The organism is Streptomyces sp. NPDC048370 (assembly GCF_043200825.1).
Lineage (GTDB): Bacteria > Actinomycetota > Actinomycetes > Streptomycetales > Streptomycetaceae > Streptomyces.
The window spans coordinates 95,331-121,449 of record NZ_JBICYI010000004.1; the positions used below are offsets into that span (position 1 = coordinate 95,331).

Annotated in this window: 27 protein-coding genes; 15 read left to right on the top strand and 12 right to left on the bottom strand. The window is 72.3% G+C overall.

All coding sequences use genetic code 11. The features are described 5' to 3' along the window. The first annotated feature begins 75 nt into the window (after positions 1 to 75). Together ACGFYP_RS11225 and ACGFYP_RS11230 are read left to right on the top strand one after the other, a co-directional pair. Entirely contained in the window at positions 76 to 1,068 is a 993-nt protein-coding gene (locus tag ACGFYP_RS11225; RefSeq protein ID WP_361968159.1) for an ATP-binding cassette domain-containing protein, read from the top strand. Next, positions 1,065 to 1,919, top strand: coding sequence for an ABC transporter permease (locus ACGFYP_RS11230; RefSeq protein WP_361968157.1), 855 nt, complete (start codon positions 1,065 to 1,067; stop codon positions 1,917 to 1,919). The genes ACGFYP_RS11225 and ACGFYP_RS11230 overlap by 4 nt, the downstream gene beginning before the upstream one ends. Before the next feature lie 34 nt (positions 1,920 to 1,953). Here ACGFYP_RS11230 and ACGFYP_RS11235 read toward each other — a convergent pair whose 3' ends face one another. Continuing rightward, entirely contained in the window at positions 1,954 to 5,259 is a 3,306-nt protein-coding gene (locus tag ACGFYP_RS11235; protein WP_393489589.1) for a BTAD domain-containing putative transcriptional regulator, read from the bottom strand. Between the two features lie 99 nt (positions 5,260 to 5,358). Here ACGFYP_RS11235 and ACGFYP_RS11240 point away from each other — a divergent pair, with 99 nt between their 5' ends. Next, a complete protein-coding gene (locus ACGFYP_RS11240; RefSeq protein ID WP_393489596.1) occupies positions 5,359 to 6,153 on the top strand; it encodes a site-2 protease family protein in 795 nt (264 codons plus the stop codon). 28 nt (positions 6,154 to 6,181) lie between these two features. Here ACGFYP_RS11240 and ACGFYP_RS11245 read toward each other — a convergent pair whose 3' ends face one another. Then, positions 6,182 to 6,811: a TetR/AcrR family transcriptional regulator gene (locus ACGFYP_RS11245; protein ID WP_393489600.1), complete on the bottom strand. Its 630-nt coding sequence runs from the start codon at positions 6,809 to 6,811 to the stop codon at positions 6,182 to 6,184. An 89-nt stretch (positions 6,812 to 6,900) separates the two neighbouring features. On the opposite strand from ACGFYP_RS11245, the gene ACGFYP_RS11250 reads away from it, so the two are divergent. Further along, on the top strand, positions 6,901 to 7,323 hold the full coding sequence (locus ACGFYP_RS11250) for a DUF4345 domain-containing protein (RefSeq protein WP_393489604.1): 423 nt from the start codon (positions 6,901 to 6,903) through the stop codon (positions 7,321 to 7,323). Between the two features lie 288 nt (positions 7,324 to 7,611). Here the strand turns inward: ACGFYP_RS11250 and ACGFYP_RS11255 are convergent, their stop codons facing one another. Further along, positions 7,612 to 8,226, bottom strand: a complete 615-nt coding sequence (locus tag ACGFYP_RS11255; protein ID WP_393489607.1) for a TetR/AcrR family transcriptional regulator — start codon at positions 8,224 to 8,226, stop codon at positions 7,612 to 7,614. Between the two features lie 92 nt (positions 8,227 to 8,318). Here ACGFYP_RS11255 and ACGFYP_RS11260 point away from each other — a divergent pair, with 92 nt between their 5' ends. Continuing rightward, a complete protein-coding gene (locus ACGFYP_RS11260) occupies positions 8,319 to 8,732 on the top strand; it encodes a nuclear transport factor 2 family protein (protein WP_393489610.1) in 414 nt (137 codons plus the stop codon). 5 nt (positions 8,733 to 8,737) lie between these two features. Continuing rightward, positions 8,738 to 9,223 carry an anthrone oxygenase family protein gene (locus ACGFYP_RS11265; RefSeq protein WP_393489614.1) on the top strand — a complete coding sequence of 162 codons (486 nt, stop codon included), beginning with the start codon at positions 8,738 to 8,740 and terminating at the stop codon, positions 9,221 to 9,223. On the opposite strand, the gene ACGFYP_RS11270 is transcribed toward ACGFYP_RS11265, so the two are convergent. Together ACGFYP_RS11270 and npdG are read right to left on the bottom strand one after the other, a co-directional pair. Next, the gene (locus ACGFYP_RS11270) at positions 9,220 to 9,408 is read right to left on the bottom strand and encodes a hypothetical protein (RefSeq protein ID WP_393489619.1); all 189 of its coding nucleotides are present in this window, start codon (positions 9,406 to 9,408) and stop codon (positions 9,220 to 9,222) included. The two genes, ACGFYP_RS11265 and ACGFYP_RS11270, sit on opposite strands and share 4 nt — an antisense overlap. Positions 9,409 to 9,500: 92 nt before the next feature. Continuing rightward, the gene (gene npdG, locus ACGFYP_RS11275; protein ID WP_393489622.1) at positions 9,501 to 10,199 is read right to left on the bottom strand and encodes an NADPH-dependent F420 reductase; all 699 of its coding nucleotides are present in this window, start codon (positions 10,197 to 10,199) and stop codon (positions 9,501 to 9,503) included. A gap of 101 nt (positions 10,200 to 10,300) precedes the next feature. On the opposite strand from npdG, the gene ACGFYP_RS11280 reads away from it, so the two are divergent. Together ACGFYP_RS11280 and ACGFYP_RS11285 are read left to right on the top strand one after the other, a co-directional pair. Beyond that, complete coding sequence (locus tag ACGFYP_RS11280) at positions 10,301 to 10,903, top strand: hypothetical protein (protein ID WP_393489625.1); 603 nt, start codon at positions 10,301 to 10,303, stop codon at positions 10,901 to 10,903. Between the two features lie 100 nt (positions 10,904 to 11,003). Next, on the top strand, positions 11,004 to 12,314 hold the full coding sequence (locus ACGFYP_RS11285) for an MFS transporter (RefSeq protein WP_393489628.1): 1,311 nt from the start codon (positions 11,004 to 11,006) through the stop codon (positions 12,312 to 12,314). Between the two features lie 40 nt (positions 12,315 to 12,354). Here ACGFYP_RS11285 and ACGFYP_RS11290 read toward each other — a convergent pair whose 3' ends face one another. Beyond that, a complete protein-coding gene (locus ACGFYP_RS11290; protein ID WP_393489631.1) occupies positions 12,355 to 12,609 on the bottom strand; it encodes a hypothetical protein in 255 nt (84 codons plus the stop codon). Positions 12,610 to 12,667: 58 nt separating this feature from the next. Here ACGFYP_RS11290 and map point away from each other — a divergent pair, with 58 nt between their 5' ends. Both map and ACGFYP_RS11300 read left to right on the top strand, forming a co-directional pair. Continuing rightward, a complete protein-coding gene (gene map, locus ACGFYP_RS11295) occupies positions 12,668 to 13,525 on the top strand; it encodes a type I methionyl aminopeptidase (protein WP_393489634.1) in 858 nt (285 codons plus the stop codon). Between the two features lie 115 nt (positions 13,526 to 13,640). Next, positions 13,641 to 14,291, top strand: coding sequence for a heme oxygenase (biliverdin-producing) (locus ACGFYP_RS11300; protein ID WP_393489638.1), 651 nt, complete (start codon positions 13,641 to 13,643; stop codon positions 14,289 to 14,291). 35 nt (positions 14,292 to 14,326) lie between these two features. Here the strand turns inward: ACGFYP_RS11300 and ACGFYP_RS11305 are convergent, their stop codons facing one another. The 4 genes from ACGFYP_RS11305 to ACGFYP_RS11320 all read right to left on the bottom strand — a co-directional run bounded on the left by ACGFYP_RS11305 (position 14,327) and on the right by ACGFYP_RS11320 (position 19,142). Further along, complete coding sequence (locus tag ACGFYP_RS11305) at positions 14,327 to 15,013, bottom strand: PhzF family phenazine biosynthesis protein (RefSeq protein ID WP_393489641.1); 687 nt, start codon at positions 15,011 to 15,013, stop codon at positions 14,327 to 14,329. Continuing rightward, positions 14,991 to 15,869, bottom strand: a complete 879-nt coding sequence (locus ACGFYP_RS11310) for a hypothetical protein (RefSeq protein ID WP_393489649.1) — start codon at positions 15,867 to 15,869, stop codon at positions 14,991 to 14,993. Before ACGFYP_RS11310 ends, ACGFYP_RS11305 begins: the two co-directional genes overlap by 23 nt. 158 nt (positions 15,870 to 16,027) lie before the next feature. Beyond that, the gene (locus ACGFYP_RS11315) at positions 16,028 to 17,560 is read right to left on the bottom strand and encodes an HtaA domain-containing protein (protein ID WP_393489656.1); all 1,533 of its coding nucleotides are present in this window, start codon (positions 17,558 to 17,560) and stop codon (positions 16,028 to 16,030) included. Positions 17,561 to 17,720: 160 nt separating this feature from the next. Beyond that, complete coding sequence (locus tag ACGFYP_RS11320) at positions 17,721 to 19,142, bottom strand: HtaA domain-containing protein (protein WP_393489662.1); 1,422 nt, start codon at positions 19,140 to 19,142, stop codon at positions 17,721 to 17,723. A 131-nt stretch (positions 19,143 to 19,273) separates the two neighbouring features. On the opposite strand from ACGFYP_RS11320, the gene ACGFYP_RS11325 reads away from it, so the two are divergent. From ACGFYP_RS11325 to ACGFYP_RS11340, 4 genes are all read left to right on the top strand, one after another. Beyond that, positions 19,274 to 20,266: a hemin ABC transporter substrate-binding protein gene (locus tag ACGFYP_RS11325; protein ID WP_393490911.1), complete on the top strand. Its 993-nt coding sequence runs from the start codon at positions 19,274 to 19,276 to the stop codon at positions 20,264 to 20,266. Positions 20,267 to 20,346: 80 nt separating this feature from the next. Next, positions 20,347 to 21,411 carry a FecCD family ABC transporter permease gene (locus ACGFYP_RS11330; RefSeq protein ID WP_393490916.1) on the top strand — a complete coding sequence of 355 codons (1,065 nt, stop codon included), beginning with the start codon at positions 20,347 to 20,349 and terminating at the stop codon, positions 21,409 to 21,411. Continuing rightward, positions 21,408 to 22,247 (top strand): heme ABC transporter ATP-binding protein, encoded by an 840-nt coding sequence (locus tag ACGFYP_RS11335; RefSeq protein ID WP_393489668.1) that lies wholly within the window; start codon positions 21,408 to 21,410, stop codon positions 22,245 to 22,247. Before ACGFYP_RS11330 ends, ACGFYP_RS11335 begins: the two co-directional genes overlap by 4 nt. A gap of 265 nt (positions 22,248 to 22,512) precedes the next feature. Then, positions 22,513 to 23,481, top strand: coding sequence for a hypothetical protein (locus tag ACGFYP_RS11340; RefSeq protein ID WP_393489674.1), 969 nt, complete (start codon positions 22,513 to 22,515; stop codon positions 23,479 to 23,481). Positions 23,482 to 23,490: 9 nt separating this feature from the next. On the opposite strand, the gene ACGFYP_RS11345 is transcribed toward ACGFYP_RS11340, so the two are convergent. Continuing rightward, positions 23,491 to 24,261, bottom strand: coding sequence for a bifunctional DNA primase/polymerase (locus tag ACGFYP_RS11345; protein WP_361968443.1), 771 nt, complete (start codon positions 24,259 to 24,261; stop codon positions 23,491 to 23,493). Between the two features lie 111 nt (positions 24,262 to 24,372). Beyond that, complete coding sequence (locus ACGFYP_RS11350; RefSeq protein ID WP_393489684.1) at positions 24,373 to 25,017, bottom strand: TetR/AcrR family transcriptional regulator; 645 nt, start codon at positions 25,015 to 25,017, stop codon at positions 24,373 to 24,375. Between the two features lie 176 nt (positions 25,018 to 25,193). On the opposite strand from ACGFYP_RS11350, the gene ddaH reads away from it, so the two are divergent. Beyond that, positions 25,194 to 26,018: a dimethylargininase gene (gene ddaH, locus ACGFYP_RS11355; protein WP_393489689.1), complete on the top strand. Its 825-nt coding sequence runs from the start codon at positions 25,194 to 25,196 to the stop codon at positions 26,016 to 26,018. Positions 26,019 to 26,119: the final 101 nt, after the last annotated feature.

Genomic DNA, 26,119 nt, shown 5'->3' on the forward strand with positions numbered 1-26,119 from the left:
CCCGTCGACGGGATGTGGGCCGCCTGTCGGTCGGCTGTCGGTGCGTTGTCGGTGGTGCCTGATGTAGTAGGCCCCATGACGCGATCCACTCACAACGCCGTCGAGGTACGAGGCCTCGTGAAGCACTACGGCGAGACGAAGGCCCTCGACGGGGTCGACCTCGACGTCCGGGAGGGCACGGTCCTCGGCGTGCTCGGCCCGAACGGCGCGGGCAAGACCACCCTGGTCCGCTGCCTGTCCACCCTGATCGTCCCGGACGCCGGCACCGCCACCGTCGCGGGCTACGACGTGGTGAAGCAGCCCCGCCAGCTCCGCCGCACCATAGGCCTGACCGGCCAGTACGCCTCGGTCGACGAGAAGCTCTCCGGCTGGGAGAACCTGTACATGATCGGGCGGCTGCTCGACCTCTCCCGCGCGGACGCCCGGCGCCGCGCCGACGAGCTCCTGGAGCGGTTCTCCCTCACGGAGGCCGCCAAGCGGCCCGCCATGCAGTACTCCGGCGGTATGCGCCGCCGGCTCGACCTCGCCGCGTCGATGATCGGCCGCCCGGCCGTCCTCTACCTGGACGAGCCCACCACCGGCCTCGACCCGCGCACCCGCAACGAGGTCTGGGACGAGGTGCAGAGCATGGTCGCCGACGGCGTGACCGTCCTGCTCACCACCCAGTACATGGAGGAGGCCGAGCAGCTCGCGAGCGAGCTGACGGTCATCGACCGGGGCAAGGTCATCGCCAAGGGCAAGGTCGACGAGCTCAAGGCCCGGGTCGGCGGCCGCACGCTGAAGGTCCGCCCCGTGGACCCGACGGACCTGTCCGCCATGTCCGCGGCGCTGCGCGAGTCCGGTCTCGACGGCATCGCCGGTTCGACGATCGTCCCCGACGAGGGCGCGCTGTACGTGCCGATCCTCAGCGACGAGCAGCTGACCGCCGTCGTGGGCCTGTTCGGCGCGCGTGGCTTCGGCATCGCGCACATCGGCACCCACCTGCCCAGCCTGGACGAGGTGTTCCTGGCCATCACGGGCGAGAAGACGTCCGCTTCCGACACGATTCCCGAGGAGGTCGCCGCATGAGCACGACCACGACCACGGTCACCAAGCCTCCCGTCGACACCCCTTCCCCGGTGAAGCGGGCGCCCGTCGACGAGGGCCGGATCGGCCTGCGGGCCAATCTCCGCCACATCGGCGCCCTGGCCCGGCGGAACGCACTGCAGATCAAGCAGGACCCGGAGTCGATGTTCGACGTCGTCCTGATGCCGATCATCTTCGTCCTGCTCTTCGTGTACGTCTTCGGCGGCGCGATCTCCGGCAAGGGCAACAACGACGCGTACGTGAACTACGTGGTCCCCGGCCTGATGGCGATGATGGGCATGAACATCGCGATGGCCGTCGGCACGGGCATCAACGACGACTTCAAGAAGGGGGTCATGGACCGGTTCCGTACGATGCCGATCGCCCGGTCCTCCGTCCTCATAGCGAAGATCGTCGTCGAGATCGGCCGGATGCTGATCGCCACCGCGATCCTGCTCGGCATGGGCTTCCTGCTGGGCCTGGAGATCAAGGGCTCGATCCTGGACCTCTTCGCCGCAATCGGTCTGTCCATGGTCTTCGGCGCCTCGCTGATGTGGATCTTCATCCTGCTCGGTCTCGCGCTGAAGACGGCCCAGGCCGTCCAGGGCATGGCCATGATCGTTCTGATGCCGCTGCAGTTCGGCTCCTCGATCTTCGCCCCTCCGACCTCGATGCCCGGCTGGCTGGAGACCTTCACGGACTACAACCCGCTGTCGAACCTCGCCGACGCCGCCCGCGCCATGATCAACGGCACCCCGGTCGGCGACTCGGTGTGGATGACGCTCGGCTGGGCCGTGGTGATCACGGCCGTGACGGCGCCGCTCGCGGTGGCCAAGTTCCGCAAGAAGACCTGAGCCGTACGGGGGTTCAGGACTGCACCACGGGGGTTCAGGACTCGGCGCGCCTCTGGATCGCGTCGGCGCTGTCGAGCAGGGCGGCGGCCTCTTCCAAGGAGAGGCCGCCGCCCTCGGCGTACGCGGCCTCGAACGCCTCGTCGCCGAGGACGGAGCGGGCCAGCTTCGTGGCGCGCTCCACGTTGTCGCGCTCGGGCGGCGTGAGCAGATGCCCCTCCGGGAGCAGGCCCTCGTGCGCCCCGAGGAGCTGGGCGCCGAGCGCCGCGCCGGGGCCGCCGAGCCCGGCCAGGGCCCAGGCGGCGGTGGTCAGATGGATGGCGGGCATCTGGGGCGCGACCATCATCGACAGGGTGCCCAGGGAGCGGTCGAGGGCCTCCCGGGCGAGGCCGAGCGCCGAGGCGTACCGACCGTCGAGGTTGTCCAGCCAGCCGAGGCCGCCGAGAGTGAACCCGCCGAAGATCGACAGCGTCTCGGAGCTGAAGTCGTCCAGGAGCGCGGTGAGGTGCGTGCGGGCCTCCGCGGTACGGCCGGTGCGGCCGAGCAGCATGGCCAGGAACAGCCGGGCGGCGAGCGCCGGTTCGTGTCCGCGGTTCTCGTCGGCCGCCACGACCTCACGCAGGATCTCCTCCGCCTCCTCGGCGCGACCGGTCAGCGCGAGCATGTCGGCGTACCGGGCGCGCAACAGCGCCATCTGGGACTGGGCGCCGATCCGCTCGGCGTAACCGATGGCGGCGGCGAAGTCCTCGGCCGCGCCCTCGAAGCGGAGCTTCCGCTCGCGGGCCTCGCCTCGCGCGGAGAGGGCCTCGGCCGCTCCCCAGGAGTCGCCGAGGCGGACGAAGATCTCCAGGCTCTCGTCGGCGTCCTCGGCCGCGGCACCGGCCCAGTCCACCCGGTTGGCCAGCATGTTGGCGCGGAACGTGAGGGCGTTGGCGAGTTCCCAGTCGTAGCCGAAGCGGCGGCAGGCGTCGACGGTGGCGTCCAGCAGCTCCCGCATCCTGCCCGCCTCGCCGATGATGATGACGGCGAAGACGGCGAAGGAGCCGGGGAGCCGGCAGGTCTGCGGGAGCCCGGGCCGGTAGACGGCGGTGATCCGCTTGAGCCGTTCGATCCCCTCGGGCCTGGTCCAGTCGCCCGTCATGTGGTCCATGTTGAGGAGCCCGATCAGCCGCACCCCGCGCCGGGCCTCCCACAGCTGCTCCTCGCTCAGCGGCGGGGGCGCGGCCGTGCAGGGCTCGTGGAGCGGTACGACGGGGTCGGCGGGCGGTTCGAAGGGGTCGGGGCCGAGGGCGGCGACGGCCTCGGACCAGTGCAGGGCGTCGGCGCGGAGGTCGCGCATCTGCCAGTACCAGAGGAGGCAGTGGACGAGCATGAGCGCCTCGTGCTCGTCGCGGGCGGCGACGGCGCGACGCAGGGCGGTGCGCAGGTTCTCGTACTCGGTGCGGAACCAGGCCATCGCCCGGACCTGGCCGCCGCCGCGGAGCGCGGGGTCGGCGTGCCGGGCCAGCTCGCGGTAGTGGACCAGGTGCCGGCGCTCGGCCTCACCCCGGTCCCCGGCCTCGTCCAGCCGCTCCCCCGCGTACTCCGCGACGGTCTCCAACAGCCGGTACCGCATGCCCCCGTCGTCACCCGGCGCCGCGACCACGAGCGACTTGTCGACAAGAGAACCGAGCAGGTCGAGGGTGTCGTCGCCGGGCGGGCCGACCGCCTCCGCCGCCTCCAGGTCACAACCGCCCGAGAACACCGACAGCCGCCGCAGCACCGCCCGTTCGGGCTCGGTCAGCAGCTCCCAGGACCAGTCGACGACCGCCCGCAGGGTCTGCTGACGCGGAAGCACCGTCCGCGCCCCCGAGGTCAACAACCGGAAACGGTCGTCGAGCCGGTCCGCCACCTGACGCGGCGACAGCACCCGCAACCGCGCCGCCGCCAGCTCGATCGCCAACGGCAGACCGTCAAGGCGCCGGCAGATCTCCGCACACGCCTCCGGATCATCGGCCGGATCGAACCCCGGCCGCGCCGCCGCACCCCGGTCCGCCAGCAGACGCACCGCCTTGTCCTGCGGCAACGGCTCCACCGGACGCACGAACTCCCCCGGCACACCCAACGGTTCACGACTCGTCGCCAGAACCGACACCCCAGGACACCGCGCGAGCAACACCTCCGCCAGCTCGGCCGCCGCACCGATCACATGCTCGCAGTTGTCGAGGATCAGCAGCAGCCGACGCGTACCGCAGTGCTCCACCAGCCGCCCGAGCGGGTCGTCCGTGGTCCTGAGCCCCTCGGCGCCCGCGCCGCGCAGCACGGTCTCGCGTGCCCCGACGGCCCCGAGCACGGTCTCGGCGACGGCCTCGGGGTCGGTGACGGGCGCGAGTTCGGCCAGCCACACCCCGTCGGGCCAGGCTGCCCCGGCGTCGGCGGCCCGTTCGGCCGCCTCCTGGGAGAGTCGCGTCTTCCCCGCCCCGCCGGGTCCGAGCAGGGTGACGAGCCGGCTGCCGCGCAGGTCCTCCTGGAGCCGGGCGATGTCCTGGTCCCGCCCGACGAAGCTGGTCAGCCGGGCGCGCAGGTTGCCGGGGCGGACGGTGGCGGCCTTCGGCGCGGGATCCGGTCGGGCCGGGACCTCCGGTTCCTGGGCGAGCAGCTCCGCGTGGAGGGCGCGCAGTTCCGGCGAGGGGTCGGTGCCGAGGCGGTCCGAGAGGGCGCGGCGGAAGGACTCGTACGCGGCGAGCGCCTCCGCCTCGCGGCCCGTGGCGCGCAGGGCGCGGATCCGGAGGGCCTGCAGCGGCTCGTCCAGGGGGTGGGCCCCGCAGAGGGCGGCCAGTTCGGGGAGGACGGACGCGGCCTCCCCCAGCGCGAGGGCCGCCCCGAAGCGGGCCCGTCGGGCGTCGAGGCGCCGTGCCTCCCAGCGGGCGGCCTCCGTCGTACGGTCCGGCAGGTCCGCGAGCGCGGGCCCGCGCCACAGGCCGAGGGCCTCGTCGAGCAGCCGCGCCGCCTGGGCCGGGTCGCCCGTGTCGAGCGCCCGTACGCCCTCCTCCGCGAGCCGTTCGAAGCGGCGCGCGTCCACGTCGTCGTCGGCCGCCGCAAGGCGGTACCCGCCCGGTCCGGACACCACGGCCTCCCGGCCGAGCACCCGGCGCAGCCGGCCGACCAGGGCCTGCAGCGCGGCGATCTCGTCGGCCGGCGGGTCGTCGGGCCAGACCTCGGCGACCAGGACCCCGACCGGGACCACCCGGTCCGCGCGGAGGGCGAGCGCGGTCAGCAGCGACCGCAGCCGCGCGCCGCCGAGGGCGACGGGGCTGCCGTCGGCGGTGTGGACCTGGGTGGGACCGAGGACGGAATAGCGCACAGGCTCTATTCTCCGTGAGCCGGGGATCTTCGCAGGAACTCACCCCACCCCCGGCACGTTTCCCGCACACAGCCCGCCGCGCCCGAGGGAGTCCCACCGATGACGACGGCCACCACCCGCAGGGAAGAGCGCCGGATCAGCCCGGTCTTCCTGGCGATCCTCGCCGTCATGGCGGTCACCGGCTGGGCGGTGTGGAGCGACTTCGCGTCCTCCCCCGGCCTGGCGATCTTCCTCTTCGTGACGTCGGCGTGGATCGTCTCGCTCTGCCTCCACGAGTACGCGCACGCCCGCACCGCGCTGCACGGCGGGGACATCACGGTCGGCGCGAAGGGGTACCTGACGCTCAATCCGCTCGCCTACACGCACGCGGTGCTCAGCATCATCCTGCCGGTGCTGTTCGTGATCATGGGCGGCATCGGTCTGCCGGGCGGCGCGGTCTTCATCGAGCAGGGCCGGATCCGGGGCCGCTGGAAGCACAGCCTCATCTCGGCGGCGGGCCCGCTGGCGAACGTGCTGTTCGCGATCGTCTGCACGGCGCCGTTCTGGCTGGACGCGCTGGACGGCGTCCCGCTCGCCTTCCAGTACGCGCTCGCGTTCCTGGCGTTCCTCCAGGTGACGGCGGCGCTCCTGAACTTCCTGCCGGTGCCGGGCCTGGACGGCTACGGGGTGATCGAGCCCTGGCTGTCGTACAGGATCAAGCGGCAGATCGAGCCGTACGCGCCGTACGGCTTCTTCGTGGTGATCGCGCTGCTCTTCGTCCCGGCGATCAACGGCGCGTTCTTCGACACGATCGACGCGCTGATGCGGGCGCTCGGCGTCCCGGAGATCTCCCGCTACTGCGGCTCGAACCTCTACCGCTTCTGGCAGGAGACGCCGGAGCTCTGCCAGGTCTAGGCGCTCTCGGCGGTCCGAAGGAAACGACCTAGGCGCCCGTGCCGGGCCCTTGCCGCAGCCAGTCGGGGGCCGGGTCCTCGGCAAGTAGCGGCCGGAGGGCGCCGAGAGCCGCGCCGATACAGACGTCGCGCAACTGGGTGCGGGGACAGGTCTCGTGGGTGAGCCAGTCGACGCAGAGGACCCGGACGAAGACCAGCCAGCTCTTCAGGACGCCGGACACGGCCTCGCGGGCGCTCTCGTCCGCGAGTGGGAGTACGGTCAGCAGCCGCGCACGGAGGGCGTCCAGCTCGTTCGTCATGATCGTCTGGATCACCGGGTCGCCCGCGAGGACCCGGTTCGCGGCGAGGACGGCGTTGCGGTTCGCCACGAAGTAGTCGAGATGGACGTCCATGCCCTGGATGAGCTGTTCCACCAGGGAGTCGGCGGGGTCGAAGCGCGTCTCGGCGAGCAGCTGGTCCGCCGCCTGCTGGTAGATGGCCGCGAACAGGGCGTGCTTGCTGGGGAAGTGGCGGTAGAGCAAGGCCCGGGAGACGCCGGCCTCTTCAGCCACCTCCTCCATCAGCACGTCGGCGTACGGGTGTGCGGCGAAGAGCCGTGAGCCGACGGCGAGGAGTTGGGCGCGGCGGTCGGCAGGGGTGAGTCGCTGGCGGGGAGGCACGAATGAAGCTTAGTTGACATGCGTCTACTAGCACGCCAGTGTAGTAGACGCATGTCAACTAAGCTCCGCCAGGACGGCTTGGAGGGACTATGGCCAGGGCTCTGCGCGTACTCACACAGCTGATGGGCTGGGCTTGTGTGGCGATCGGTCTGTTCCACGTGGCACTCGGCAACGCGGCGATCCCCGGGGCCGGTTCCGCCGGGGCGACGGTCGACAGCTGGGGCCGATTCATGGGGGCCTGCTTCGTCGGCTACGGGCTGGCCTGGCTCTGGGCCGCGCGGCAGCGCCCGATCCCGGCTCGGGCGGTGCGGTGGCTGGCCGGCGTCTTCCTGTTGGGTGGCGTGGGCCGGCTGCTCTCGCTCGCCGTGCACGGCTGGCCGCAGTGGTTCCAGATCACGCTGGCGGTGATCGAGCTCGGCCTGCCGCCGGTCTTCTTCTGGCTGGCCAACGCAGAGGAAGCAGAGGAACGGGCCCCGCGAGGCGACGTGGAGGCTGTTTCCGCCGATCGATGAACGCGCGTGAGCTTGTCCCCATCGCACACTTGGGCGGGGAAGCTGACGTTGTCGGTGGGGAATCGCGTGATCGTTCACGCACCCGGACACGGGGCCGCACCTGCACGGCCGCCAACCCCGCCCGCAGGGCCCCTGCGGCTCTTGACGAGAATCAGCTCATGACCCGGGAGAGAGCCTGCACCGGGCCACAGCCTTCGTGCACGCCGCTGTCCATCTTCCCTCACCGGTCGAAGGGCCCCATCTCGGCACACCCATCACGGGTGCATCGAGGCCCAAGGGGCGGCTGCGCTAGATCCGCCGGGCAGGCCCCAGGAGGGCGAGTGTGGCGGTTCGTAGCCATGTTGCCGCCTCTTCCACCGACATGCGGTGTGCCCCGGCTTCGTCGCCTGCCGCGTGGCCGAGCGCGGTGACTGCGGCCACCAGCCAGGTGGCTGGTGGTGCGGGGTCGAACTCGCCTGACGCCTGGCCCTTCTCGATGAGCCGGGCGAGCCGGGCCGCGACGGGCTCATGGCGGGCATGGTCGGCAGCGGAGCCGGCGCGGGCGCTTCCGAGCTGGAGGAGCACCGGGTTGCGTTCGAACAGCCGCCAGCCGATGTCCTGGAGCTGCAGCAGCTGGTCCAGGGCGGGACCGCCGTTTGCTTCCGCCTCGTCCATCGCGGCCATGGCCTGGTCCGTGATCCGGTCGGCGACAGCGTTGATCAGCGCGTCACGGTTGCCGAAGTGCGCGTACACGGTCTGGCGGGTCACCCGGGCCGCGGCAGCGATGGCGGCCATTCCGGCATCGGGCCGCTCGGCCAGCAGTCGGACCGCGGCGTCCAGCACCGCGGCCCTGCTGCGTTCCGCGTCGGCGCGACGGCGAGGCCGCGCCTGCGGCGAGTCGCCCGGGGTCTCGAACGCAGTCAACTCTTACACCCTTGTCAGAAATGGAAGCCTCGCCATATCTTACAGACATGTAAGAGATTGCTGCAGGGTGCAGCCCCACGCATGGCAGGAGCATGGTGAACCCTCTCCGAACGAAACCTCCCGAGCAGTTCATCGCCGACTTCTTCACGACCTTCACCGACGCCGTGGTCCATGGCTCGGAGGACGCCTCCGAGCTGATGTCCCGGTACTACACCCGTGACGTCGTTCACGTCGCTGACGGCGTACCACTGGACTGGGACCGCCTCCTCGCTCACCTCCGCCCAGTACGCAAGAACCTGCGAGAGTTTCGGTTCGAGGTGCACGAAGCGTTCGCGGACGGCGGCCGGGTAGCGACCCGCTTCACGATCCACGCCCAGATGCGCAAGGGCGGACCGGTTGCAACACGAGTCCACATGTTCGCCGAGTTCACACCCGACGGCCTGCTGCGACGAGCCGAGCAGCTCACACGGTCCGTCATCGCCGCCGAACGGAAGAGGGGGGAGTGATCGGCATGCGCGTCCGGCTCGTCCAGGGCCTCGCCCTGCTGTCCACCGGCGCTCTCGCCGGCGCGTTCGGCTACGGAGCGGCCAACCTCGTCCCCACCTTCAACGCCGTACCGCTCGACATGAGGCTGTCCTTCCACGCCCAGTTGATGCAGATGAACGGCATCACCATGCAAGGCGCCATGGGCATATCGGTGCTCAGCGCCCTCGCGCTCGCCGCCATGAAACGTGGCGCCTCACGGCGGCTGGCCGGCGGAGCCGGGCTCCTCGCCCTGGCATCCTTCCTGATCACCCGTCTCGGCAACGTCCCCATCAACGGCCGTATCAAGCAGTGGGCGGCCAACTCGGCGCCCGCCGATCACGCCGAGATCCTGGCTCGTTGGGAGGCGTTCAACTACGCACGCACAGGCGCCGCGTTCGCCGCCTTCGCGCTGCTGATCCTTCTCTCCCTGCGCCGAAGCCACTCTGCTCAAGATCCGAACGACACCCCCTAGGCGCCCTCGGCGGCCCGGGCGGCCTCGGTCCTCGCGCGGCGGAAGTAGTACCAGGCCATGTTCGAGGAGAGGCCGGCCAGGAGGACCCAGACGATCCCCAGCCACATGCCCGCGGCGAACGAGACGACGGCCGCGACGACGGCGAGGGCGCAGACGGCGAGGGCGTACAGAGCGAGGCGGGGCATGGGGGACGGCTCCTGTCCGGATACGGCTGACGGTGCCCGTCCAGTGTCCCCCATGCCCCCGCGCGTCCGGGCACGCGGTCGGCCGGGCCGGGTCAGACGTCGGTGACCCGGAGCCCCGCGTGGGCCTTGTAGCGGCGGTTGACCGAGATCAGGTTGGCGACGAGCGACTCGACCTGGTGGGCATTGCGGAGCCGGCCCGCGAAGACACCGCGCATCCCGGGGACGCGGCCGGCGAGTGCCTGGACGATCTCGACGTCGGCGCGCTCCTCGCCGAGAACCATGACGTCCGTGTCGATCTCGTCGATCGCGGGGTCCTGGAGCAACACCGCGGAGAGGTGGTGGAAGGCGGCCGTGACCCGGGAGTCGGGCAGTAGGGCGGCGGCCTGCTCGGCGGCGGAGCCCTCCTCGGGCTTGAGGGCGTAGGCGCCCTTCTTGTCGAAGCCGAGCGGGTTGACGCAGTCGACGACGAGCTTGCCCGCGAGTTCGGCGCGCAGCGACTCCAGGGTCTTGGCGTGCCCGTCCCACGGCACGGCGACGATCACGATGTCGCTGCGGCGGGCGCACTCGGCGTTGTCGGCGCCCTCGACGCCGAGGCCCAGCTCGTCGGCGGCGGTCCGCGCGCGGTCGGCGCCGCGGGAGCCGATGATCACCTTCTGGCCCGCCTTGGCGAGGCGGTAGGCGAGGCCGCGGCCCTGGTCGCCGGTGCCGCCGAGGACGCCGACGACGAGGCCGGACACGTCGGGGAGGTCCCAGGGGTCCTTGGGGGCGGGCTTGCTGTCAGTCGTAGTCATGGCCTCGACATTACTGGCCGGTCGCCCCGTCCGTTCCCGTACGGGTGGAACCTCGGCAACCGCCCTGCGGACGCGGCCCGGCTGGGGCAGGATGCGGCGCCATGGATGCCGTACGGGTCGCGTTGCTGCGCGAGGTGCTCGCCGGGACGGAGTGGCCGAGGCAGGCCCGTCGGTTCGCGGGGTCGCTCCGGTCCTCCGTCGTCCCGCACGGGGGCGGGCTGCTGCTTGTGGGGACCGAGGGGTACGAGCCCTGGCACCTGGCGGCGCACCTGGTGGACGAGGCCGCCTGGTCGGGGCAGCCGGAGCTGGCGCCGACGCTGGTACGGCACCGGGTGCGGCCCGGCGATCCGGCGCACCTGGCCGTCGGCCTCGGGCGCCTGGAGTCGGCGCGCCGCGGGGCGACGCTGCTGGTCGTGGCGCCCGAGCGACCCGACGCGGGGCTCCTGGAGCGGGTCCACGACGCGCGCCGGGCGGGGGCGACGGTGCTCTCGCTCGACGACGGCGATCCGGAGGTCCACGGCCTGGCGCACGAGGCGCTGGCGGTGCGGGCGGGCGCGGAGGTGGACCTGGACACGGTCCAGCACCTGGTGGCCGCGGCGGCCGGAGAGAACAGCCTCCCGCCACCGCGCGGCCGCCGCCGCCTCCGCGACCGCCTCTCGCTCCTGGCGGACCATCTGACGTCACCGCCGCCGCCGGGCTGGTAGCCCGGGCCCGACGCCCTGTGACCCGGGCTCCGTGACCCGGGCTCCGTGGCCCCGTAAATCGGTTGCCCGGCGCCGCGCGGCCGACGGAGCATGGTCGCTCGTGACCTCGAAGCTCTCCGCCCTGCTGCCCGATCTCGCGCCGTGGCGTTCCTCCCACGACTTCCGGCTGCTGTGGATCCAGGGTCTGGTGACTGTCTTCGCCAGCTTCATGGCGCTCATCGCGCTGCCGCTGCAGATCATGGAGCTGACGGGTTCGCCGCTCGCCGTGGGTCTGATGGGGGCCGTCGAGCTGGTCCCGCTGGTGGTGTTCGGGCTGTACGGCGGCGCGCTCGCGGACGCCGTGGACCGGCGGAAGGTGATCGTCGCGACCGAGGCGGGGCTCGGGCTGCTCGCCCTGATCCTGCTGCTCAACTCCCTGCTGTCGGAACCGCTGCTCTGGCCGCTCTACGTCGTCGCCGCCCTGGTCTCCGCCCTGTCCGGGCTCCAGCGGCCCGCGCTCGACTCGCTCCTGGCCCGGATCGTCCCGCACGACCAGATGACGGCCGCCGCCGCGCTCAACGGGCTGCGCTGGCAGATGGGCGCCATCGCGGGCCCCGCGCTCGCGGGTCTTGTCGTGGCGTACGCGGGGCAGGCGACGGCGTACGGCGTGACCCTCGCCGGTTTCGCGCTCTCCGTCCTGCTGTGCCGCCGCCTCTCCCCCGCCCCGCCCGCGCACGACGCCGAGAAGCCCTCGCTGCGCGGCATCGCGGAGGGCGCGCGGTACGCCTGGTCGCGGCCGGTGCTCCTCGGTACGTACGCGATCGATCTGGCGGCGATGTTCTTCGCCTTCCCGAACGCGATCTTCCCGTTCCTGGCGGCGGAGCTGGACGCGGAGTGGTCGCTCGGCCTGATGTACGCGGCAGGCTCGGTGGGCTCGCTCGTCCTCGGCATGACCAGCGGCTGGACCGCGAGGATCCGCCGCCACGGGCTGCTCGTGGTGTTCGGGGCGGCGGGCTGGGGGCTCGCGATCGCGGCGGCCGGCTGGTTCGGGAACGTGTGGCTGGTGCTGATCTGCCTGGCCTTCGCGGGCGCGGGCGACATGCTGAGCGGACTCGGCCGCTCCACGATCTGGAACCAGACGATCCCGGAGGAGCTGCGGGGGCGGCTCGCCGGGATCGAGGTCCTTTCGTACAGCGTCGGCCCGCAGCTCGGCCAGGTCAGGGCGGGCGCCATGGCGGGCTGGACGGGCACGCGGGCGGCGGTCTGGAGCGGTGGCGTGGCCTGCGTGGCGGCGGTCGGGCTGCTCTGCCTGACGCTGCCGAAGCTGCTCACGTACGACTCCGAGACGGACGAGGACGCGCGGCGCCACAAGGCGGCACAGGCGGAACGTGAGGCACAGCAGAAGGCCGGGGCCGCCGGGGCCCCGGCCTGAGGGGATCCGCGCCCCCGGTCAGCCGCGTCCGGTCAGGCGTCTAGTCGGGCGTCTCGTCCGGCTTCGGGGCGTCCTGCGGGGCGCCCTTAGGGGCGTCGTGCCAGTTGGGGTCGTTCTCCCACTCCAGGTTGCGTTCCTGCGCGGTCTCCATCGCGCGGGTCGCTTCCTCAGGGCTTTCGTACGGGCCGAAGCGGTCCTTGGCGGGGCAGTCCGGGCCCTCCTCGACCTTGTGGTGCACCAGGCAGTAGTACCACTCGCCCGGTTTGCCCACCTGACGCTTCTTGAACAGGGCCATCGTCGGCTCCTTCCTCTGAGGCCATGCTGCCCCAGACCTGGTCGTTAGACTCGCTGACATGTCTGGCCAGTCGCTTCTCGTACCGGGGGAACTCTCCCCCCACCGCTCCGTTCCGGGAGCCATCCGCCGTCCCGAGTACGTCGGGAAGCCCGCGCCCACCCCGTACACGGGGCCCGAGGTGCAGGATTCCGACACCGTCGAGCGGATGCGGATCGCCGGCCGCATCGCCGCGCAGGCGATGGAGGAGGCCGCCAAGCACATCGCGCCGGGGGTCACCACGGACGAGCTGGACCGGGTCGCGCACGAGTTCATGTGCGACCACGGCGCGTACCCCTCCACCCTCGGCTACCGCGGCTTCCCGAAGTCGCTCTGCTCCTCGGTCAACGAGGTCATCTGCCACGGAATCCCCGACTCCACCGTCCTCAAGGACGGCGACATCGTGAACCTGGACGTCACGGCGTACATCAACGGGGTCCACGGCGACAACAACGCCACCTACCTCTGCGGCGACGTGGACGACGAGTCCCGGCTCCTCGTGGAGCGCACCCGTGAGTCGCTCAACCGGGCCATCAAGGCGGTCAAGCCCGGCCGGCAGATCAACATCATCGGCCGGGTCATCGAGTCGTACGCCAAGCGCTTCGGCTACGGCGTCGTGCGCGACTTCACCGGGCACGGCATCAACTCGTCGTTCCATTCCGGGCTGATCATCCCCCACTACGACTCCCCGCACGCCACCACGGTCATCCAGCCCGGCATGACGTTCACCATCGAGCCGATGCTGACGCTGGGCACGCACGAGTACGACATGTGGGACGACGGCTGGACCGTCGTGACCAAGGACCGGAAGCGGACGGCGCAATTCGAGCACACGCTCGTGGTGACGGAGACGGGTACCGAGATTCTGACGTTGCCCTGACCCCTCTCCGGGGTACCGTTTTTACCGACAGGTCGTCGGGAACCAGTTGACTTAGGTAAGCCTAAGTAGCAATATCTCAACAGGTTCCCGTCCCCATCGGCTCCGGAGGCACGCCTTGGACACGCCCTTCTCGACGCTCATCCGCACGGCCTCTCACGAGCAGCACACCGAGGCCGAGACGTCGACCTTCATGAGCGACCTCCTCGGCGGCCGGCTCGCCGTCGAGGCCTACACGCGGTACACGGAGCAGCTCTGGTTCGTGTACCGCGCCCTGGAAGACGGCGCCGAGGCACTGAGGAACGACCCGGTGGCCGGGCCGTTCATACAGCCGGAGCTGTTCCGCACGGCCGCTCTGGAGCAGGACCTCGCCCATCTGCGGGGCCAGGACTGGCGTGACGGTCTCTCCCCGCTGCCGGCCACCGCCGCGTACGCGGCGCGGGTGGCCGAGTGCGCGCGGGAGTGGCCGGCCGGTTATGTGGCGCACCACTACACGCGCTACCTCGGCGACCTGTCGGGCGGCCAGATCATCCGCGACAAGGCGGAGCGCACATGGGGCTTCGCGCGCAAGGGCGACGGCGTCCGCTTCTACGTCTTCGACGAGATCGCGAACCCGGCGGCCTTCAAGCGGGGTTACCGGGAGCTGCTCGACGGGGTGAACGCGGACGACCTGGAGAAGCAGCGGATCATCGACGAGTGCAAGCGCGCGTTCGACTTCAACGGCGCGGTGTTCCGGGAGCTGGGAACCGAGTTCCCGCTGAGCGCGTGAGCGTCCTCATCACCGTCACCGTCACCGCGTGATCGTCAGCGCGTGAGGGGCAGGGCCCGTTCCAGGCGGACCCTTCCGCCGAGTTCGATGACACCGTCAGGGCCTGGGGCCGTCAGGATCTGCGACCCCCGGCCCTGCGTGATGTTCAGGGCCCGGCCGAGTTCGGCCGTGAGCAGCAGGGCCGCCGCGCCCGTCGCCTCGTCCTCGTCGATGCCGTCCCCGCGCCCCGGGAAGCCCCGCGCCCGGACCCGCCCGGCGGCCTCGTCCTCCCAGGCCCAGGCGTAGACCCACTCGCCCGGCTCCGGCACGTCGAGCGCGTCGACCTCGTCGGCGGAGCCGTACCGCCGCAGGGTCCGCGGCGGGGCCCACTCGGCGCGGGCCTCGATCCAGGTGAACTCCCCGTCCCCGCGCACCCACACCTCGCCCGCGGGCGGCCGGACGACCTCCAGGTCGAGCAGCCAGGCGGTCCCGACGAGCGGGTGACCGGCGAACGGGAGCCGCACTCCGGGCGTGTAGATGTCGACGTGCCCGCGCTCGGGGTCGTCGACGAACACGGTCTCGCTGAACCCGAGCTCCTTGGCGAGCGCCTGCCGGGACGCCTCGTCGGGATGGTGCCGCCCGTCCCGTACGACACCCAGTGCGTTGCCGTACCGGCCGTCACCGGCGCAGAAGACACGCAGGACGTCGATGTCGGTGACGCTACTCGTCGCGGTCGTGTTCATGGCGGAATTCAAGCATCCACGCGTCCCATTCCGCCGGTCCCCCGGGAATCGGCCAGGCCCGGGTGCGGGCTTCCTCGTACGGGGCGAAGGCGGCGACGTCGGAGAGGGCGCGCGAGACCGCCTCCCGCTGCCGCTCCGGGTCGGGACCGCCGAAGCCTCCCGCCATCATCCGCTCGTACGCGCCGGGCAGGGATGCGAGGAACTCGGCGACGGTGTCCTCGTCCTCTCCACGGGCAAGCACGATCGTGCGGGGCGTCCGTCCCTCCGCCAGTGCCGCCGCCGCCCGGTCGTGCCCGTCGAGCAGCAGCCAGCCGTCGAAGGCGCCGGCCCTCCACAGCAGTACGGGAGCGAGGCCGCCCTCCCTTGCCTGTCGGCGGTACGCCTTCACGCGCGGGGCGTCGGGGGCCGACAGCCTCCGCAAGGGAACGACACCGTTCCAGCCGTCGCCCCAGTCCAGGTGGCCGTCGGGCCAGGCCGTCAGGAAGTCGGAGCCCCAGACGTACGGCGGGAAGACGTCACGCGCCCCGAACACCCACCGCCCCGTGTGCAGGGGCCCTTCGTCGGCGTCGGCCAGCCAACGGGCGTACCGCTGCGACCAGTCGGGCATCGCGCGGGACTCGTCGGCCCGGATCGGCGGCAGGGGCGAGCGGTAGCCGGCTCGGCGGTGGATCCGGACCCCGCCCCGGTCCTCGTCGACGCGGGCCAGCAGGACGGGCCGTCCGGACTGGCGGAGCAGCATCCTCCGGCCGTCCGTCATCTCCCAGTGCAGCGGGGGCGGTCCGGGCGGGCCGTCGGCGCGGTACGTCCGTCCCGGGAGGTTCTCTCGGCGCAGGCGCAGGCGGGGGCTCGGGCTCATGGACCGCACGCTAGCCGGGCGCGCGGCAGGGCCGCACCGCCGTTTCCGGGGGTGCGGCCCTGCCTGTGGGGGGTGGCGGTCTCAGGAGCCGGGCTCGGGAGCCGGGCTCGGGAGCCGGGCTCGGGAGCCGGGCTCGGGAGCCGTCGACTGTCGTCGGCTCAGGACTCCGTCGTGCGGCGGCGGACCGCGAAGACGACGGCCGCGCCCGCGAAGGCGGTGGCGCCGGCCGCGCCGAGGAGCGCGCCGGTCGGGAGGCCCGCGCCGGTGGCGGCGAGGGAGCCGGAGCCGCCGACCGTGCCGCCACCGCCCGTGGTCGAGCCACCGGCGGTCGAGCCACCGGCGGTCGAACCGCTGCTACCCGAGGTGCCGCCGGTGGTCGTGGACGGCAGCGAGGCGTCCTTGTCCACGGTCAGGGCGACCGTCACCGGGTCGATCGCGGCGCCCGCCTTGTAGAAGGCCTCGCCGTTCGGGCCGGCGAACTGGGCCGCGCCGTCCTTGGTCAGCTTGGCGGGGACGTTCAGGAGCGTGACGACGCCGTTCCTCGCCGAGTAGTCGGCCTTCGCCAGGTCGAGGTCGGCGAACGTCACGTCGTTCTTCGTGCCCTTGGCGGTGGTGACGTCCACGACGACGGTGCCGGAGGACCCGTTCGCCTTGACCTTCACGTCGCTGATCGCCAGGTCGATGGTGTGCGCGGCGCACTCGAAGCGGACCGTGCCCTTGAAGACCGCGTCGGCCTTGCGGGCCTTCGCGTCCGAGTCGCCCGAGCCGAAGGCGAAGTCGTACACCGGGCCGTTCTTCGTCGCGCCGCCGGTCGTGGTGGCCTTGCCGCCGCAGGTGCTCACGACGTACGAGCGCCAGGACTCCTTCACGCCCCAGGTGAGCTTGCCGTTCAGGACGGAAGGGGTGCCGGTGGTCGGGGCCGCCGTGGTGGGGGCGGTGGCCGGCGGGGCCGTGGTCTTCGTCGCGGTCGGCTTCGGGGTGGGCGTGGGCGTCGTGGTCTTCGTCGGCGTGGGCGTCGGGGTCGGCTGCGTACCGCCCGCCTTCACCGTCAGGGTCGCCGCGTCGAGCGCGTCGCCCTCCTTGTAGAAGCCCGCGAAGGCCTCCGCGCCGCCCTTGGTCAGCTTCGCCGGGATGTCCTTGAAGACCATCGCGCCGCCCGCGCCCTGCCCCGGCCGCACCTTGGACATGTCGAGCGCGGCGATCGCGACGTCGTCACGGGTGACGAACTTCCCGTCGTTGCCCTTGGTGACCACGTCGGCGGTGATCTCGCCGGTCGGCGCGGCCGTGCCCTTGGTCGAAAGCCTCACGTCGGAGAGCGTGATGTCGAGGACGCCGTGGTGGGCCTCGAAGTGGACGCTGCCCTTGAAGGAGTTGGCCGTGGCGTGCATCCCGGTGTCATACGTACCGGTGCCGTCGACGAAGGTGAACACCCCGTTGTCCGCGGCCTGCTTGGCGCCGCCCGCGACCGTGGTCCTCCCCGCCGCCATCGGAGAGGCGAGGTACTTGCGGAAGGACTCCTTGAAGCCCCACTCCAGCGTGCCCTCCTTCAGCTCCATGACGGGGGCGCCTGCGGCCTTCTCCGTCCCGTCCGCGGCGAGGGCGGGCAGGGCGAAGACGCTCGCCCCGAGGGCGGCGGCGGTGGCGACGGCCGCCGTGAGGGTGACGGGACGACGGGGGGTCGTTGTGGCCATGATGGGTGGTCTCCTACGAGAGGGGGATCGGGGGCGAGGGTGGGGCGAACAGCGGGGTTCTGAGGGACTGTCCGGGAATGGTGACGGCGGGGCTCGGGCCGAGCGGGTGTCCGGGAACGGTGGGGCTCAGGCCCGAGCGGGGGTCCGGGAACGGTGGGGCTCAGGCCGCGGGGGTTGTCGTACGGCGGCGGCGGACGACGTACACGGCGATCGCCGCCGCCAGGAGCGCGCCCGCGCCGAGCGCGATGTACGTGGCCGTGGTCGTGGCCGAGGAGTCCTTCGAGGCCGCCGCCTTGGCCGGATCGGCCGAAGCGGAGGCGGCCGCCGGACCGGAGGCGGAGGCCGAGGCCGGCGCCGAGGGCTTCGTGTCGCTGCCCAGGTCGGGCAGAGCCGGCAGCTGGGCTTTCGCGTCGACCGCGACGGCCAGCGAGACGGGGTCCATCTCCGTGCCGGCCTTGTACATCCCGCCGAAGGCCTTCGCGCCGCCCTCGGTGAGGGTGGCGGGCGCCTCGGTCAGGACGGCGAGGCCGTTCTTCGGGGCGAAGTCCCGGGCCGTGAAGGTGATCAGGGGCACCGCCTTCTCGGTCCTGCCGGCGCTGGTGACATCGGCGCTGAGCGTGCCCCTGCCGCCGGTCACCGTGACCGAGACCTTGCCGAGGGCGAGGTCGATGTGGGTGCCGGTGAAGCGGACGGAGCCCGCGAAGTCGGCGTCGAGTGTCTGCTCCTTCGGGTCGTACGTGCCCTTCCCGCTCGGGAAGCGGAACAGCGCGCCGCCGTCCTGCGCGCCGGCCGACAGGGTCCACCTGCCCTGGGCGATGGAGCCGGTGACGTACTCGCGGAAGGTACGGCGCACGCCCCAGTCGACGGCTCCGTCCCGGAAGCCGCCGGGGGCCGCGGAGCCGGTCACGGAGGCCGTCGCGGACGGCTCGGCGGACGTGGTGGCCGTCGGCTCCGCGGCCGCCTTCACGTCGACGGTGAGGCTGATCGGGTCGAGCGGGGTCCCGGCCGTGTAGTAGCCGGCGAAGGCCCGCGCGCCCTGCGAGGTCAGCGTGGCGGGCACGTTGGTCAGCGAGATCGGGCTGCCGCCGCCGCGCATGTCGATGCCGGACAGGTCGAGGGAGGCGAGTGGCACCTGGGAGGAGGAGGTGACCTGCCCCGATCCCTTGGCCTTGCTCGCCATGTCGGCGTGGAGCGTGCCGCGCCCGCCCTCGATCCGTACCCGCGGCCGACCGATCGTCAGATCCAGCTCGTGCGTGCCGTCGCTCTTGCGGTGACCGAGGAAGCGGACCCCGCCCGTGAAGCCGGCCGTGAAGGCGCCGCTCGCGGGGTCGTACGAGCCCTGCGCGGAGTGGAAGCGGAACTGGCTGCCGCCGACGGTGGCGGCGCCGCCCGTGAGCTTCCAATTGCCCTGGGCGATGGGGCCCGTGACGTAACTCTGGAAGGAGGATTTGATTCCCCAGTCGAGTCTGCCGCCCTGCACGGCACGGTCCGCGGCCTGGGCGGCGGTGGCCGGGAGCAGGGACCCGAGGATCGCCGCGAACAGCAGGACGGTGAACGCCCGGGCGGGTCTGGACAGCAGCATGGAACCCCTCCGAGGGCTAGCAAGTGAGGTAAGGCTAACCTAAGCTACGCGGAGCCGAAACGACAGACCGCTGCCCAGAACGAACAGGACGGTGCTTCCCCGTGCAGAGAACTCGCCTCGCGGGTGTGCTGATGTCCGCACTCGCGCTCGCGCTCCTGGCGACCGGCTGCGGCGACGGAAGCGCCTCGCGGCAGTCCGGCCCCTCGGCGAACTCCACACGGGCGAAGGCCGCTCCCGACCGGGTCGAACCCCTGCCCGGCGCACCGAAGTCCACGCTCCCCGCGACCGTGGACTCGGCGGACGGCCGGAAGGTCACCGTCACCTCCACGGAGCGGATCGTCCCGCTCACCGGCTCCCTCAACGAGATCGTCTTCACCCTCGGTCTCGGCGACCGGGTCGTCGCCCGGGACATCACGGCCACCTTCGAACAGGCCGCGAAGCTCCCGGTGGTGACCCGCGCCCACGACGTCTCCGCCGAGAGCGTGCTCTCGCTGCGGCCGACGCTCGTGCTCGCCGACACCTCCACGGGACCGGCCGAGGCGATCGCCCAGATCCTCGACGCGGGCATCCCGCTCGTCGTGGTGAAGCCCGCGAAGGAGCTGGCGGACGTGTCCACCCGGATCGACACGGTCGCCGCCGCGCTCGGCGCACCGGAGGCCGGGACCGCGCTGAAGCAGCGCACCCAGGACCGGATCGACGCCGTCCGCAAGGAAATTCCCGTCCAGAAGGGGCCGAAGGACAGGCCGCGTGTGGCCTTCCTCTACGTCCGCGGCTCGGCGGCCGTCTACCTCCTCGGCGGCGCCGAGTCCGGTGCCGCGTCGCTCCTGGAGGCGGCGGGAGCGGTCGACGCGGGCAAGGAGTCCGGCCTGAGGAAGGACTTCACGCCCATGACCAGCGAGGCCCTCGCGGCCGCCGCGCCCGACGCGATCCTCGTCATGAGCAAGGGCCTCCAGTCGGTCGGCGGCGTCGAAGGCCTGGTGAAGATCCCGGGCGTCGCGGAGACGCCGGCCGGGATGGACCGCCGGGTCGTCTCGATCGACGACGGCGTCCTCCTCAACTACGGCCCGCGCACGGACGAGGTGCTGAAGTCGCTCGTCGGCCAGCTGTACGGGGAGAGCAAGTGACCGCCGTCGACGACTCGGTGACCCAGCCGTCGCCCGACGGCGCGGCGGCGCGACCGGACACGGCGAAGCCCGTCGAGGAGATCCCGACCCCGAGGGCGGCCACCCCCGCCCGCAAGCCGCGCGGTACCGCCGCCACGCTGACCCTCGTCCTCCTCGCCGTCCTGGTGGTCCTCGCGCTGCTCTCGGCCGGCGTCGGGGCGTACGAGATCCCGCTCGGTGACGTGCTCGCCTCGGTGCAGCACCGCCTCGGCCTCGGCGGCCACGCCCTGGAGCGGTCGGCGGAGAGCGTGCTGTGGAACATCAGGCTCCCCCGGGTCGTCCTCGCGATCCTCGTCGGCGCCTCGCTCGGCTGCGCGGGCGCCCTGATGCAGGGCGTGTTCGGCAATCCGCTCGCCGAGCCAGGGGTGATCGGCATCTCGGCCGGCGCGGCCGTGGGCGCGGTCGGGGCGATCGCGCTCGGCCTCAGCTTCTTCGGCAACTGGACCGTGACCGTCTGCGCGTTCGCGGCCGGGCTCGCCACCGTCTTCCTCGTGTACGCGATGTCCCGTGCGGGGGGCCGTACGGAAGTGGTGACGCTGATCCTCACCGGCATCGCGGTGAACGCCTTCGCGGGCGCGCTGATCGGCCTCTTCATCTTCTTCGCGGACAACGCGCAGATCACCCAGATCACCTTCTGGCAGCTCGGTTCGCTCGCCCAGGCCACCTGGCCGAAGGTGCTCGCCGTCCTGCCCTGCGCGCTGGTCGGCCTGGCCGTCGCCCCGTTCCACGCCCGCAAGCTGGACCTCCTCGCGCTCGGCGAGCGGCCCGCGCGGCACCTGGGGGTTGACGTCGAGCGGCTGCGGATCGTCCTGATCCTGGTCGTGGCGCTGCTGACGGCCGCGGCGGTCGCCGTGGCGGGGATCATCACCTTCGTGGGCCTGCTCGTCCCGCACCTGCTGCGGATGGCGAACGGCCCTGGCCACCGGTTCCTGGTCCCGGGCAGCGCGCTCGGCGGCGCGGTGGTCCTCGCGGCCGGCGACCTGGCGGCCCGTACCGTCGCGGCCCCGGCCGAACTCCCCCTGGGCGTCCTCACCGGCCTCTTCGGCAGCCCGTTCTTCTTCTGGCTGTTGCGCAGGACCCGTCGTCGGCAGGGTGGTTGGGCATGATCAGCGGTCTTCTGCGGCTCGCGGGCCGGGCCCGCGAGTTTCCCGTCCCGCCGGCGCACGGCGACGTCGTCGCCGAGGTCCGGGGGCTGCGGGTCGGGCTCGGGGGCCGGGAGGTCCTCGGCGGGGTGGACACCCTCGTACGGGCCGGTGAGGTGCTGGCTCTGGTGGGGCCCAACGGGGCCGGGAAGTCGACGCTGCTCGGCGCGCTCGCCGCGGATCTCGCGCCGGCGGGCGGCGAGGTACGGATCTGTGGGCGGCCCGCCGGCGGCTGGTCGGCGCCCGAACTGGCCCTGCGCCGGGCTGTGCTGCCGCAGGCGGCCGCGCTCGCCTTCCCGTTCCCGGTCGCCGAGGTGGTCCGGATGGGCCGGGCCCCGTGGGCCGGGACCGGGTACGAGGAGGAGGACGAGGCCGCCGTCGCCGAGGCCATGGCGGCCACCGAGGTCGAGCCGTTCGCGGACCGCCCCTTCCCCGCGCTCTCCGGCGGCGAACGGGCCCGGGTCGCCCTGGCCCGCGTGCTCGCCCAGCGCACCCCGCTGCTGCTGCTCGACGAGCCGACGGCCGCGCTCGACCTGCGCCACCAGGAACTGGTGCTCCGGGTCTGCCGCGAACGCGCCGCCGCCGGTGTCGCGGTGGTGGTCGTGCTGCACGACCTCGGCCTCGCCGCCGCGCACGCGGACCGGGTCGGGGTGCTCCACGCCGGCCGGATCGCCGCCGACGGACCGCCGGCCGAGGTCTTCGACGAGGAGCTCCTGAGCCGGGTCTACCGGCAGCCGGTGGAGGTCCTCGCGCACCCGCGGACCGGCGCCCCTCTCGTCGTACCGAGGAGAACGCCCTGAACAGCCGCCCTGAACCGACGCCCTGAACCGACGCCCTGAACCGACGCCCTGAACGGCCGCCCCCCTTCGGTCCGTCAGGTCACGGTGTGGGCGCACTGTCCGGTCCCGCCGCTCGCGCCGTTCCCGGCCCCGGTAGGGTCTGGTCCGTCCGTGCCGGTGGAGAAGCAGAAGGCGACCGATGAGAAGGCCGAGGCGCCCGTCGAGGGCACTCACTGAGCTGGGGCGTCCGTCCAGGGCGTTCGATGGGCCGGGGCGACCGTCGCGGGTGTTCGTGGCGACGGCGGCGGCGAGCGTGCTCGCGCTGACGGCGAGCGGCTGCGTGACGGTGCACGGCGAGCGGGAGCTGCTTCCTGCGGCGTCGAAGACGGAGGCGGCCCAGGCCCTCAAGGACTTCACCGACGCCTACAACGCGGCCGACAAGAAGCACGACCCCGCCCTGGACGCGGACCGGGTGACCGGGCCGCTCGGGGCGATCAACCAGGCCGGTCTGAAGTCCCGTTCGGTCACCGCGCCCGGGGGCAACCCGAAGCACGAGCCGCTGGAGCTCACCGACGCGAAGTTCGTCGTCCCCAAGAAGGCGGGCTGGCCACGCTGGTTCGTCGCGGACACCGACTCCAACCGGGACACCGACCAGGGCAGCGCCGACACCCGCTGGCTCGTGGCCTTCGTGCGCAACGGCCCGGACCAGCTGTGGGAAGCCGCCTATCTGACGATCATGACCGTGGACGAGGTCCCCGCGTTCAGGACGGACGGCGGGTTCGCGGTGCCGGTCGCGTCGGACTCGACCTCCCTCGCGGTCGCGCCGAAGGACCTGGGCAAGGGCTTCGTCTCGTTCCTCGGGGGCGGGGAGCTGGGCCCGTTCGCCGCGGGGCCGCACACCACCGGGTGGCGGGAGCAGCGCCGGCAGGGCGCGAAGCGGGTCGGCATGGCGACGCAGTACGTCGACCAGCCCACGGACACCGGGGACTTCTCGCCGCTCGCCCTCGCGACCGAGGACGGCGGGGCGCTGGTCTTCTTCGCGACGCGCTACTTCGAGCAGCAGACGGCGGCCAAGGGGTACCGGCCGAAGGTCGGCGACGACGTGAAGGCGCTCATGACGGGCGAGGTGAAGAACACCGTCACGAAGGAGTGGGTGTCGAGCCAGTCGGTCCTGGTGAAGCCGGCGGGCACGGACCGCGACGGCGTCACGGTCACAGGGCGCCTCCAGGGCGTCACGGCGGCGAAGGGCTCCTAGCGGGACCTCTCAGCGGCGGCCCAGCGGCCAGGCGACCTCGGGTTCGGCGTGCTGGTCGCCGCGCTCCGCCGCGTGGCGGGCGCAGGCGTCGGTGAGGGTCTCCAGGAGGTTCAGCGGGTCCGGCAGGGCGTGCTCGGGACCGCGCACCCAGGCGACCGAGGGCTGCTCGTCCTCGTCACCGATGAGCCGGGCCGGCGGTACGAGGACGTAGCTGCCGCGACAGTGCCAGCGCAGTCCCGGATGCTCGTCCATGGTCTCCGGATGGCAGTCCAGCTCGCAGGGCCACCACTCGTCCTCGTCCTCCGGGGTGCCCCGGGTGGCGGTGAAGAAGAGCATCCGGCCGCCGTCGCCCGCGCTCTCGGCGGACTCGGCGACGGGTCCGACCTCCACGCCCTGGTCGAGGAGCCGCTCCAGGGCGGCCCGGCCGGCCGCGAGCGGCACGTCGAGGACGTCATGGACCATGCCGGTGGCCGTGACGAAGTTCGCCTCGGGCTCGTTGCGGGCCCAGCGCTCGATCTGGGCGCGGTCGGTGGTCGACTGGGTCTGCCAGGCGAAGGAGACGGGGTGCCGGGCGGGCGTGGGGCAGCCGATGCGCTCGCAGGAGCAGCGGTATCCGACGGGGTACGCGGCGGGGGCGAGGGGAAGTCCGGCGGCGGCGGTGGCCAGGAGCAGTGTCTCGCGGTGGTTCTCGTCCTCGGCCGCGGTGCGTTTCGGGCGCCTGCGCAGCCACTGCGCGAATCTGCTGTCCGTGCCGCGGTAGCGGCCGATACCGTCGCCCATCTATCCCCTCACACCTGCGCTCGCCTGTTACTCGCCCGTTCGGCTCTGCCCATCGTCGCATCTTCCCGTGCTTCAAGTGACCGGAGTCCCCAACCGGGGTACGTAACGGGGTTACGCCCTGGGCGCGAGCCCGCGCAGCGCGTAGTCGACGAGGGTGTCGGCGTAGGCGTGCGTGAGCGGCAGGGTGCGGTGGAGCCAGCGGTGGTTCAGGGGTCCGACGAGGAGTTCGAGGGCGACACGGGGGTCGATGTCGGGGTCGATGTCGCCGGCGGCCTGGGCGGCCTCGATGCGTCGTACGTAGTACTGGAGCTGGGGTTCCAGGAGTTTCTCGACGAACTGGGCGCCGAGTTCGGGGTTGACGATCCCCTCGGCGGCGAGGGCGCGGGAGGGGGCGTCGTAGGTGGGGTTGTTCAGCTCGTCGACGGTGGCGCGGAGCACGTACCTGAGGTCGGCGGCGAGGTCGCCGGTGTCGGGGATCTCACTGTCGGCGTCGCCGCCGAGCGCCTCGTTCGCCTGAGCCGCGAGGTCCAGGAATGCGTCGAGGAGGACGGCGGCCTTGGAGGGCCACCAGCGGTAGATGGTCTGCTTGCCGACGCCTGCGCGGGCGGCGATGCCCTCGATGGTCGTCCTGGCGTAGCCGGTCTCGGAGACGAGCGCGAGGGCGGCGTCGAAGATGGCGCGGCGGGAACGTTCGCTGCGACGGGAGGCGTCGGGGGCCTTGGCGGCGGAGCCCCGGGGGCTCTTGCTGTCGGACATGGTGCCAATCTAGCAGCCGACGAGACGTCACGTCTCGTCTACTTCCGGGTGTCAGTGCCCCTCTGCCCCGCCTGATGTTCGAAGGAACCACCCGAACGGTTCACTGCGCCGCGCCGGTCGAAGGCGGACCATAAGCTCCGTCCGACGACTGATTCTCCGTCCGTGAGGAGCTCTCATTGCGCCAGACCCCGCGCGAGGCCTCGCCCCGCCGTTACCTGATGTGCCCACCCACGCACTTCGAGGTGACGTACTCCATCAACCCCTGGATGGATCCCACGAAACCGGTCGACCTGCCGCTCGCCCTCGCCCAGTGGGAGGACCTGACGGCCCGCTACCGCGCCCTCGGCCACACCGTGGAACTGCTCGACCCGCGCCCGGGACTGCCGGACATGGTCTTCACCGCCAACGGCGCGACCGTGGTGGACGGCCGTGTCCTCGGCGCCCGGTTCGCCCACCCGCAGCGTACGGAGGAGGAGGCAGCGCACCTGGACTGGTTCCGCGACAACGGGTACACGGAGGTGCGCGTACCGGACCACGTGAACGAGGCCGAGGGCGACTTCGCCGTGACCTCGTCGTGGATCCTGGCCGGCCGCGGCTTCCGCTCCACCCCGCTCTCGCACCTGGAGGCGCAGGAGTTCTTCGGGCGCCCGGTGATCGGTCTTGAGCTCGTGGACCCGCGCTACTACCACCTGGACACGGCGCTGTGCGTCCTGGACGCGGAGGGCGACGAGGTCATGTACTACCCCGGCGCCTTCTCCCCCGGCAGCCAGGAGGTGCTGTCCCGGCTCTACCCCGACGCCCTGCTCGCGACGGAGGAGGACGCGGCGACGCTCGGTCTGAACGCGGTGAGCGACGGCCACCACGTGCTGCTGCCCCAGGCGGCGGTGGGGCTCTTCGAGCCGCTCCGCGACCGGGGCTTCGAGCCTCTGGGCATGGACCTGTCGGAACTGCTCAAGGGCGGCGGCAGCGTGAAGTGCTGCACCCAGGAGCTGCGTCCCTGAGCCGCCGGGCGACGCCTGGCCCCGCTACTCCGGGGGTCGCCGCCTTCGCGCCCCGCGCCGAGGAGCTGCCCATGCTCCTCGTCGTCGCCTACCGCCCCGAC

Coding starts and splice junctions, on each gene's coding strand:
- ACGFYP_RS11315 (WP_393489656.1), bottom strand. CDS start 17,560: ATGGCCACAACGACCCCCCGTCGTCCCGTCACCCTCACGGCGGCCGTC.
- ACGFYP_RS11350 (WP_393489684.1), bottom strand. CDS start 25,017: ATGTCCGACAGCAAGAGCCCCCGGGGCTCCGCCGCCAAGGCCCCCGAC.
- ACGFYP_RS11270 (WP_393489619.1), bottom strand. CDS start 9,408: ATGCCCCGCCTCGCTCTGTACGCCCTCGCCGTCTGCGCCCTCGCCGTC.
- npdG (WP_393489622.1), bottom strand. CDS start 10,199: ATGACTACGACTGACAGCAAGCCCGCCCCCAAGGACCCCTGGGACCTC.
- ACGFYP_RS11310 (WP_393489649.1), bottom strand. CDS start 15,869: ATGAGCCCGAGCCCCCGCCTGCGCCTGCGCCGAGAGAACCTCCCGGGA.
- ACGFYP_RS11280 (WP_393489625.1), top strand. CDS start 10,301: ATGGATGCCGTACGGGTCGCGTTGCTGCGCGAGGTGCTCGCCGGGACG.
- ACGFYP_RS11265 (WP_393489614.1), top strand. CDS start 8,738: ATGCGCGTCCGGCTCGTCCAGGGCCTCGCCCTGCTGTCCACCGGCGCT.
- ACGFYP_RS11345 (WP_361968443.1), bottom strand. CDS start 24,261: ATGGGCGACGGTATCGGCCGCTACCGCGGCACGGACAGCAGATTCGCG.
- ACGFYP_RS11320 (WP_393489662.1), bottom strand. CDS start 19,142: ATGCTGCTGTCCAGACCCGCCCGGGCGTTCACCGTCCTGCTGTTCGCG.
- ACGFYP_RS11250 (WP_393489604.1), top strand. CDS start 6,901: ATGGCCAGGGCTCTGCGCGTACTCACACAGCTGATGGGCTGGGCTTGT.
- ACGFYP_RS11260 (WP_393489610.1), top strand. CDS start 8,319: ATGGTGAACCCTCTCCGAACGAAACCTCCCGAGCAGTTCATCGCCGAC.
- ACGFYP_RS11335 (WP_393489668.1), top strand. CDS start 21,408: ATGATCAGCGGTCTTCTGCGGCTCGCGGGCCGGGCCCGCGAGTTTCCC.
- map (WP_393489634.1), top strand. CDS start 12,668: ATGTCTGGCCAGTCGCTTCTCGTACCGGGGGAACTCTCCCCCCACCGC.
- ACGFYP_RS11290 (WP_393489631.1), bottom strand. CDS start 12,609: ATGGCCCTGTTCAAGAAGCGTCAGGTGGGCAAACCGGGCGAGTGGTAC.
- ACGFYP_RS11230 (WP_361968157.1), top strand. CDS start 1,065: ATGAGCACGACCACGACCACGGTCACCAAGCCTCCCGTCGACACCCCT.
- ACGFYP_RS11325 (WP_393490911.1), top strand. CDS start 19,274: ATGTCCGCACTCGCGCTCGCGCTCCTGGCGACCGGCTGCGGCGACGGA.
- ACGFYP_RS11225 (WP_361968159.1), top strand. CDS start 76: ATGACGCGATCCACTCACAACGCCGTCGAGGTACGAGGCCTCGTGAAG.
- ACGFYP_RS11240 (WP_393489596.1), top strand. CDS start 5,359: ATGACGACGGCCACCACCCGCAGGGAAGAGCGCCGGATCAGCCCGGTC.
- ACGFYP_RS11305 (WP_393489641.1), bottom strand. CDS start 15,013: ATGAACACGACCGCGACGAGTAGCGTCACCGACATCGACGTCCTGCGT.